At 64.8% G+C, this 244-nt stretch carries 1 pseudogene; it reads right to left on the reverse strand.

Annotated features, from left to right (window positions below):
- Positions 1-133 (reverse strand): annotated as a pseudogene (locus tag AB4Y44_RS42830) (alpha-amylase family glycosyl hydrolase); the annotation flags it as partial.
- Between the last annotated feature and the right edge of the window lie 111 nt (positions 134-244).

The following is a 244-nucleotide window of genomic DNA, read 5'->3' on the forward strand; positions in this document are numbered from 1 at the left end:
GTTCGGTGATCACACGCATGCCGCGCGCATGCGCTTCCTGAATGAAGCGGCGCACGTCGGCGAGCTGGCCGTAGTCCGGGTGAACGTTGCGATAGTCGGCGATGTCGTAGCCGTCGTCGCGGCGCGGATCAGGAAGCTCGAGCGCGCGCCGGTCTGCAAATGGCGCGGGTTGATGTCGGGCGTGTTGACGAAGAAGTTCGGCCGATAGAAGTCGCGCACCTCGGTCTGGGTGAGTTCCGTGAGG

The organism is Paraburkholderia sp. BR10937, from assembly GCF_040965695.1.
GTDB lineage: Bacteria > Pseudomonadota > Gammaproteobacteria > Burkholderiales > Burkholderiaceae > Paraburkholderia.